General features: G+C 43.2%; 7 protein-coding genes. 1 reads left to right on the forward strand and 6 read right to left on the reverse strand.

Going from position 1 to position 9,346, the window contains the following annotated elements:
- On the forward strand, nt 1–935 hold a 935-nt coding region (locus tag HPS54_RS12170), incomplete at its 5' end, for a TraM recognition domain-containing protein (RefSeq protein ID WP_148373208.1).
- 131 nt (nt 936–1,066) lie between these two features.
- Here the strand turns inward: HPS54_RS12170 and HPS54_RS12175 are convergent.
- From HPS54_RS12175 to HPS54_RS12200, 6 genes are all read right to left on the reverse strand, one after another.
- Nucleotides 1,067–4,321: a P-loop NTPase fold protein gene (locus tag HPS54_RS12175; protein WP_004291481.1), complete on the reverse strand. Its 3,255-nt coding sequence runs from the start codon at nt 4,319–4,321 to the stop codon at nt 1,067–1,069.
- 16 nt (nt 4,322–4,337) lie between these two features.
- Nucleotides 4,338–5,468, reverse strand: coding sequence for an ATP-binding protein (locus tag HPS54_RS12180; RefSeq protein ID WP_004291480.1), 1,131 nt, complete (start codon nt 5,466–5,468; stop codon nt 4,338–4,340).
- A gap of 301 nt (nt 5,469–5,769) precedes the next feature.
- Complete coding sequence (locus HPS54_RS12185; protein ID WP_004304269.1) at nt 5,770–6,375, reverse strand: RteC domain-containing protein; 606 nt, start codon at nt 6,373–6,375, stop codon at nt 5,770–5,772.
- A gap of 238 nt (nt 6,376–6,613) precedes the next feature.
- Entirely contained in the window at nt 6,614–7,036 is a 423-nt protein-coding gene (locus HPS54_RS12190; protein WP_004291474.1) for a dihydrofolate reductase family protein, read from the reverse strand.
- Nucleotides 7,037–7,315: 279 nt separating this feature from the next.
- Complete coding sequence (locus HPS54_RS12195; RefSeq protein WP_004291471.1) at nt 7,316–8,638, reverse strand: sigma-54-dependent transcriptional regulator; 1,323 nt, start codon at nt 8,636–8,638, stop codon at nt 7,316–7,318.
- Nucleotides 8,631–9,346, reverse strand: a 716-nt coding sequence (locus HPS54_RS12200; protein ID WP_172345710.1) for a response regulator, incomplete at its 5' end; no start/stop codon positions are given. The genes HPS54_RS12195 and HPS54_RS12200, both read right to left, overlap by 8 nt.

Raw genomic sequence — 9,346 nt, forward strand, 5'->3', positions numbered from 1 at the left:
ATCCGGAGCTGGAGAACTACCTTTCGCCGTTCATGGATGCGTGGCTTGGAGGGGCTGCGGAGCAGCTCATGGGTCAGATAGCGTCGGCAAAAATCCCGCTTTCGAGGATGATTTCACCGCAGCTCTACTGGGTGATGTCAGACAGCGAGTTTACGCTGGACATCAACAATCCCGAAGAGCCGAAAATCCTCTGCGTGGGTAACAATCCCGACCGTCAGAATATCTACGGTGCGGCACTCGGTCTGTATAATTCCCGTATCGTGAAGCTCATCAACAAGAAGGGGATGCTGAAGTCATCGGTCATCATCGACGAGTTGCCCACAATATACTTCAAAGGGTTGGACAATCTTATAGCTACCGCCCGAAGCAACAAGGTTGCCGTGTGTCTGGGCTTTCAGGATTTCAGCCAGTTAGTGCGTGACTACGGGGACAAAGAGGCGAAAGTGGTGATGAACACTGTCGGCAATATTTTCTCCGGTCAGGTGGTGGGGGAAACAGCCAAGACGCTCTCCGAGCGGTTCGGTAAGGTGTTGCAGAAACGGCAGTCCATCTCCATCAACCGGCAGGATGTTTCCACCTCCATCAACACGCAGATGGACGCGCTCATTCCACCGAGTAAGATTTCCGGGCTTACGCAGGGAATGTTTGTCGGTTCTGTATCCGACAACTTCAACGAGCGTATCGAGCAGAAGATTTTTCATTGCGAGATTGTGGTGGATGCCGAAAAGGTGAAACGGGAAGAAAGTGCCTACAAGAAAATTCCCGTCATTACAAACTTCACGGACGAGGACGGCAACGACCGCATGAAGGAAACGGTGCAGGCGAACTACCGGCGCATCAAGGAAGAGGTGAAGCAGATTGTGCAGGAGGAACTGGAGCGTATCAAAAACGATCCGGTGCTGTGTAAACTGCTACCAGATAATGAGACTGTCTAACAAGTCCCCAAAATTGAAAATTATCCCTATCGAAGTTTGAAGTGACCCCCAAAAGTTGGATACAATTTTTTTGGGGGGCACTTCAGTTCTGACGGGTAAAATCGTAAAATTCGGACTTGTTAGACAAATACTTACGCGGTTTCAACCTCAGGTACTGAATCTATCGAATTGACAAATTTAACCAATTGCGGATCTGAATCTTTTTGTATGAGGTTTCGGAGACTCTTTTTCAATTCATAAGCATCATCCCCTGCTGTATTTATTAAATCCATATAAAAATCTTTGTTTTGCAGAATCAATGAACGGCATGCCCCATCGGAAATTACAGGTTTCACTATTTTATCAATAACGTCTCCAGCTTGACTTTTCAAATTACCATGCGATCTAAGCCATGTTTCGAAAAATTGAAACTTTATTGCATTGATAGTCTTTTTACCGATGCAGAAATCATTTCTTATATCGGTAACTGTCGATTTAATTTTTCGTTTATCCAATCTTTCAACTATATTCTTGAAACAATTAGGGAAAGGATTCAAACTTTGAGTTCCAGAAGCAATATCCATCAGAATCTTTTTGCCAAATTCAGTCAAGTTATCTGGCAAGGATTTGATTTTAGCCAGTAAATGTTTTATTGCGACAAACCAATAATATGATGTATGTGCTGTTCTTTGGGCGTATAATGTATCAACACTTATTTCAGACAACGCTTCGAACGCTATTTTATTGATATGATCGGTCAGGACATTGCTTATTTTAGTGGTCAAATCGTAAAAAGATGCGTCAGGAATTACATCTTTAATATTGTTCTTAGTGATATACTTATCCAAATCGGTATTCCACTCTGCTAAATGCTCGATAAATACCTCATCCGTTACACCTATTCTGTTCTTAATATCTTCAAATTGGGGCAATATGTCTGAGAGCAATAATTTATAGCCAAGTTTATGATTTACCATGTATTGTAGTGTTTCATTTAATAGCGGTATATTCCATCCCACACTATTTACTAATAAGTCTCCATGATCCACATAATAGTCCATGAGTTCTGCAACATATTTTATATCTCCACCCTCTATTAAGGAAACGGAATGACCATGTGCCAATTGCATGGCGACTAAATCGTAATATCCAGACTCTTTAATGTTTCGGCCATCAGTTTCTAATTCAGAATGCAACTGATTTATGTAGGTTGAATCTAACGTTACAGGTAAAGGTCTTTCTTCGTCAGATGCCAATAAACGATAGGTTGTAAATATAGCCCCTATATTATCTTTATTTACATTCTGTTCATCAATGCAATTCGTGATCGCTTGCAAAAGCGTTGGAAACGTATAGGTAGAATTATCTTTTAACGTTTTTACAATATCTGCATGGTCGAAATTATCGGGTAGTAAGTTTGCCAAATAATTATCGAGCGCCTCCGAATTTGTTGCTACTTGATAATATTTATATGCTTTAGTTGTCGCGTTATCCCGATAGGCAGCATCTGTTGCATTTGCAGCTTGAATATAATCGATAAATGTATTTGGCTTGACTGTTTTTGCTTCAATCAATGACGTAAAATCGCACGCCAACTTATTTTGCGCAATAAACCTGTCTATTGCATCTAACGTTTTGAAATAGTCGCCGCCATTGAAGTCATTGAACCGAACTATCTTCTTATATAATTGAGCAATCACATGGTTTTGGCTTTCCGTGTCTAAATGCAACAGCAGTTCTTGGTATTCGACAGGGAACACCTGCTTCTCTATGGATTCTTTTAATTTCAATTGTGCTATTCTTTGCCATACACGCAGAATAACATCGCTCTTTCGAGTTAATTTATGCAAACAATGTATAATCTTATCGATAAGCGCATTGTCCATACATTGTATAACTTCTTCTAATACAGTGTCAAATTGTTTATTAGTCTCTGCATATTGATTTATGTCGTGGTCTTCTTCTCCGTTGATGCAGCCTTCAATATATTTTTTCAATGGAATTTGTCGAGCATCTTCAACATCGACACCATATACCAAAGCTGCAATTTCGCGTTGTGTTTGCAGATCATTGTTAATTATTGTTTGAATGCCATTCAGATAGTCGCCGGACAATATTTGTTCTACTGGATTTGCCAGAATATCCGTCTTCTTCAAACAGAACAATGCTATGTTTATCATCAAAATTTCGTTACACCACTCTTGTTTAAGAGCGACCATCTCATTGATATATGATATAATTTCCCTAACATTGGCATTAGGATTTACCAATCTGAATATCCGATTTATAGTTTCTTTCGCTTCATTTTCTGTTTCTCCAAATGCTTCAACAAACAGTTTGTTGAATATACTTCGATAGTCGGTAATAACAGGAGGAGCAACACGATAAACAATAGGGAAAGTTTTATTGATAAAATACTTGGTCAGTTGTTTCGTTTGTTCGTCGGTCTCATCTCCGAATGCACAAGCTAAATGTGTTTCATCGAAAGGAATAACAGCCCAAACATTTTCAAAACCGCTATCGGCGAAGAACGTATGGATAGAAGACCATAATTCTTTTACTTTTTCAGCGGGGAGACGATCCATGTTGTCAAAAACAAGGACTAATTTACGTTGTCCTTTTTCCTTGATAAAATCAGAAATGTCTTGCATCCATGTTTTGAACTCGTAAACCGTTGGTTCGTCTTCGCTCAAAGTCTCATAGCAAACGTCCTTTTCGACTTTATCTTGATAAATAGCTAACATATAACTCCATCCATATTTATGATCTTTGCTATATGCCCATTTCCAAACGCACAATGCAATAAGAACTGGCAGTGCAGCTATGATAATAGACAATAAAGAAAACCACCATGTTGTGGGTGTAGGTTTTACTGCATACGCAATAAATGTAAATATCGGAGTTAAAACTGCAACCAAAAATGCCGCAACCATACCATTACTGATAAGGGGATATTTTTCGGTTACGGTCTCCGTTTTACGGGCTAATAAATATTTCAGCTTTTCAGACCATGATACGGTTTTCGTACCTCCACCTTTGACTTTTATTGTTGCATTTCCAGATAGGATACCATCATCAATAAGTTTGCTTGTAAGCAATTCCAATATAGAGCGGCGTTGCAAGTCCTCTTGATGTCCCCATGCGTCATACTCAAAAAAGTAATAGTCGTCTGATAATTCACGTTCCAACATTTTAACCACGTTGGATTTTCCAGATCCCCAAATACCTTCGATGCCGATAATTCGAGGTAAAGTACATTCCTCATCCAATGAATCATTCTGACAAAAATGGCGAGCAATAGTTTTTGCCAACCTTTCTTGCGAACCTCCATCGAATTTGTCAATACCACACGGTTTATTTTGGATAAACCGCGGATATTGCTGTTTGGATTGTAGTTTTGTTTCCATATACGTAATTTATTGATTATACGAACTCCAAATAATTCTCCCGATTTACCACATGAAACTCGGCATAGGGATAGGCTTCTTGGAAGGCTTTCGGTGCGGCCGGCATTTTATTTCCCCACTTGAACTCCAAGGCGGTAAGACTGTCGGCACTCTCCTCAATCAGGTCGATTTCCTGTTTGTCGTAGGTGCGCCAGAAATAGAACTCCCTGTGCAGTCCCTCATTGAAGTTCGCTTTGCGCCGCTCTCCGATGATGTAGTTCTCCCACAGCGCACCGACATCCTGCCGAATGGCCAGCGGTGAGAAAGCCCCGATAATGGCATTGCGAATGCCGTTGTCGTAGAAGTACCACTTGCCAGCTTTTGTAACCTCCTTGCGTAGGTTACGCGAATAAGCCCCCAGACGATAGATAACGAAGACCTTTTCCAATAGGTCGAGGTATTTTTCAACGGTCGTCTTGCTCATGCCGAGTTGTTTACCTAACTCTTCGTAAGAAACTTCGCTGCCCAACTGAAAAGCTATCAATCGCAGTAGATCGCGCATCTTGCTCGAATTTTTTAAGCCGTCAATTGCTAAGATATCTTTAAGCAGGTATGCACCGACAATATCACGTAGGTAGTCTGTTTTACGTTCATAGTTCTCCATCATTACTACTTCGGGATAGGAACCGTAAATCAAGCGCGCTTCGAGGTTCTGGCGGGTTTCAAGTGCCGTTTCCGTCTGTGCGATTTCCCGTTGCGAGAATGGTGTAAGGAGAAATTGCGTACTGCGGCCGACCAACGGTTCACCAGTCTTATTCAGCAAATCGAATGACGAAGAACCACTTGCCAAGACACTTATTCCCGGTATTTCATCAACTATCAACTTCAGAATACTACCGATTTGTGGTATGTTCTGTGCCTCATCAATAGCCAGCAAATCAATACCATCCAATAAATGCCGATAATTGGCTATTGAGCGATTCTCCAATAGTGCTAATGTGTCGTAGTCTTCGCCGTTGAGCATCATCGTCCTACCTGAATAGTTGTCCACAATTTTACGCATCATTACCGTTTTACCAACACGGCGAGCACCAAAAATCAGTACTGCTTTATTGGGCGCGATTCGTGCTGTAATCTTCTCTTGAAGTATTCTATTTACTGTTTCCATACCTTATAAAATATAATGCAAAGATAATCATATTTTTTTAATTGGCGAATTTTACAAAAAAAACGGGCTATTAAATGGCGATTTTTACAACCACAATCTTATGGAAGTTGTTTCATTGTTTTTAGTAATGATATATGTTCATACTATGATGACTCAATAATTTACCAGACATACGTTTCTGAAATTTGTCCTTATAGGAATGAAAAACTCACATATATTGTGCTAATTAATATATAATTAAATGAAAATAAAAAGACAGGATACGAGTATTCCTGTCTTCTCATATGTAATGGATATTTTTTTATTTTCTCATCCGCTCCAACTCCTCATCACGCAACATTCTCTCGTTCAGTTTTTCCTGCATCCTGTCAATGAAATAGGTGCGGCTTTCGTTCTTCCGGCGTTTGATATCAGTGTAGAAGCGGTAGCAGTCTTTAGAATCAACCCCGAATATCTTATAGAGAAGTGGGGCGAGCTGTTTGAGCGGCATATTGCCGTTGTTGATGCAGCCCATCACGTCTATGCCGTAGATAAGTTCCACGAGGTCGATGGCATTGCCCGTCCATTGAAGAAGGCTGGCGGTGGTTTCTGTTGCGTTGTTGGCGGATATTAGTGGTGGCACTTGGGGCGTGGCAAGGAATTTCTGCATCTTTCTTACGAAAGACAGAGCCTTGCTGACGTAGGCGGCAATCTCTCTTTTTTCTTCTGACAGATTACGTACGGGATGGTGCTGCAACTCGATTTCGATGTAGGCAAGCGCGATGACGGTAAGGTTCATGTCCATGCCGCCGTTGCACAGTTCGATCACTTGGGTGGCGAAAGCCGTGTATGCCGTTTCCATATTGCAGTCGCCGGCTTCGTTTATCAGGCGGAAAAAGTCGGTTTCCGCCAGCAAGAAATAATTCATGGTTCTGTCAATTTTGAAAATTACACTTTGTTTTCTGCGTGCGCACATGAATATAATTGGCAAAAAACGCGGCAGAAAATAAAAAATCCAACACTCAATTTTACAAAGTGCTGGATTTCAGAGGTATAAAATTCAGTATTTTTTCACAAGGACAAATTATCTCCGACTTAAATTGTTTGTAATCGGAACATTTATTCTATTCCTGAAAATAGAAATGTATGCTTGCCGCACATTTTGGCTATCTTGCTTTTTTATCAAGGATATAGATAATGCGACATACACCGTTGGGATAGCTTTTCAAAGAGGAAAGCGTCCAGTGTTGCTCTGGCAGAGCCGACTTAAAAAAATGTCGTCCGCTTCCGGATATGAAAGGAACGGTGTATAGTATGATTTCATCCACAGCGTGCATCCGCAGCAGTCCGTTTATATAGTCTGCCGTGTCCGGTGTGGCTTCCGCGAGGTAACGGATGTTTGTGCAGTCTTTTCTCCATTCGTGCAGCATTGAAATGGAATAGTCCGGTGTCACACGGTAAAAGGCTTTCTTCCTGATTTCATCAAGACCGCAACGGTCAAGGCACAAATCCTGATGTGCTTTATCATATAACTCTGAAGAAAGACATCCGTCCATCGTCAGTACGGCGAGAATCTGAACTTTACCCATAATCGTTTCCTTTCGTTAGGCAAGGGTAAAAAAGTAGCGTGCAATTCACACTACCTTCAAGCGATGGCTCTGGTAAAGCCTTTACGGAGAGTACGTGAATGCACGCTATGCGTAAGCATAGCATAAGCATCACGCAATCGTCTCCGTAGTTCCAATTTACCAGATTTTCGCTTGAAACGCCTTGCGGTCTTATCCTATATGTTGGCGGCGAAAAGCTCCTGCCAATCGCCGTTTTTCTCAAATGTTATGCAAAGATAGCCAAATTCAGTGAATTACGGGCTATGATTGCTTGAATTTATATTTAAGTCCATACTCTTCAAGTTTGCTGTATAGTGTTGTCCTGCCTATGCCGAGCAGTTCTGCGGCGACACTCCGGTTGCCGTTTGCCTGTTTCAACGCACGCAATATCCGCTCCTTATCCTCCGCGTCATTGCGCAAGGCGAAGCTGACAGTAGAGGTCGGTTTCGTCACGGCAAGTTCCAGATGCTCTTTCATGACAACACCTTCCTGCGCCTGCAATACAGCACCCATAACTTTCTGCCGAAGTTCCCGCACGTTGCCCGGCCATGCGTGTGTCAGCAACGCTTTACGTGCTTCGGAACTGAACCCGCTCACGCTACACTCCAGCTCTCTGTTTGCCATATCACGGAAGAACTCTGCCAGCGGCATAATGTCTTCTTGACAGTCACGCAACGGAGGAACGGTTATCCCGAAGTCGTGCAGGCGGTACAGAAGATCCTGCCGAAAACGCTTTTCATTCACCGATACCTCCAAATCTTCATTGGTAGCAGCGATGATGCGGACATTGAAATTCCGGTCTGCCTTGTCTCCGACCGGGCGATACCGCCTCTCCTGTATGGCACGGAGCAACATCTGTTGGGTTTCCAACGCGAGGTTTCCTACCTCGTCCAGAAACAACGTGCCGCCTTCCGCCTCATGGAAATATCCTTTCTTGGCATTGTCCGCACCTGTAAATGCACCTTTGACGTGTCCGAAGAAAGCCGACGGTGCAAGCTCTTTGGAGAGTGAACCGCAGTCCACCGCCACAAATGGCTTGCCTGCACGTTTGCTCTTGTCATGCAACAGGTGGGCAATATGCTCCTTGCCCGTGCCGTTCTCACCAAATATCATCACGCTCATATCGGTGGCGGCTACCAGCCTTATGCGGTGCATGATTTTCTGAAAGGCGGAACCTTCACGGGCGAATATAGGCATACGGCGTTGTCCTGCCTGACGTTCTTTCAGTATGGAACGGATCAGGGGGACAAGTTTATCCTCCACAAGCTGTTTGGGAATATAGTCTATCGAGCCGAGTTTCATGCTTTCCACGGCGGTATTAACTTCGGCGTAGTCGGTCATAATGATGAAGGGCTGCATCTTTCCCTCCTTTCGCATCCAGCACAAAAGGTCTATGCCACTGCCGTCAGGCAGACGCAGGTCGGCAACCACGATATCATTATCTGTTGCCTGTTGCAGATGTTTCTTCGCGGTTGAGAGGTGGTAAGCCTTCATATTGCGGTAGCCCTCCCGTGACAGCATATTGCAGACATATTCGCAATACACGATGTTGTCTTCCACCACAATTATTTTTGTCTTATTCATCTTCGTATTTTCTCCTTTCCTCTTCTGCCAACCGTATTATTTCCACTCCCTTATCCAGCACGGCAGTCACGGCATGGCTTAACGCTTCACCATCCGGGAGAGCATCGCCACGAAGCAATCCGTAAAGTACATTCAGCGGTTGGTCGGCACGGAGCACCTCCCACGAACTGCGCAGGTGGTGGATCAGGGAATCCAGCTTTTGCAGGTCTTTTTCTTTTGCTGCATCCCGTACCGCCTGCATTTCCTTTTCTGTTTCAGTTATCAACTTTTCCAGCATGACGGCTTCATTGCCATAGGACAATAAGGCGGAAAAGTCCGGTTTCCCGTCCGGTGTCGCTTTTATGGCACACCTGTCGGAAACCTCCATCAGTTCCGATATGGAGAACGGTTTGAACAGGCATCCGGCAAAGCCTTTTGCCAATAGTTCCCCTTTGTTACAACTGCCCGAAGCGGTTGCCACAACCACCGGGATTGTTGGTGAATTGCCCACGTTGGACGAACGCAACAGTTCCAGCAATTCGAAACCGTTTATATCGGGCATATTCAAGTCTGTCAGCAACAGGCTGTATTCTTTCTGGCGTATCATTTCCATCAGTGCCGCAGCATCGGTGCAAGTGTCGCAGTGTATTCCTTCTTGGGAATACATCTCTTTCAGCATCAGAAGTAATACCTCATCATTGTCAATGGCGACAACATCATGGAATTTAT

This window comes from Xylanibacter caecicola (genome assembly GCF_013166515.1).
Classification (GTDB): Bacteria; Bacteroidota; Bacteroidia; order Bacteroidales; family Bacteroidaceae; genus Prevotella; species Prevotella caecicola.

What these genes read in the sequence shown, in the direction of transcription:
- HPS54_RS12175 (WP_004291481.1), bottom strand. Translation starts at nt 4,321, where the DNA reads ATGGAAACAAAACTACAATCCAAACAGCAATATCCGCGGTTTATCCAA.
- HPS54_RS12180 (WP_004291480.1), bottom strand. Translation starts at nt 5,468, where the DNA reads ATGGAAACAGTAAATAGAATACTTCAAGAGAAGATTACAGCACGAATC.
- HPS54_RS12185 (WP_004304269.1), bottom strand. Translation starts at nt 6,375, where the DNA reads ATGAATTATTTCTTGCTGGCGGAAACCGACTTTTTCCGCCTGATAAAC.
- HPS54_RS12190 (WP_004291474.1), bottom strand. Translation starts at nt 7,036, where the DNA reads ATGGGTAAAGTTCAGATTCTCGCCGTACTGACGATGGACGGATGTCTT.
- HPS54_RS12195 (WP_004291471.1), bottom strand. Translation starts at nt 8,638, where the DNA reads ATGAATAAGACAAAAATAATTGTGGTGGAAGACAACATCGTGTATTGC.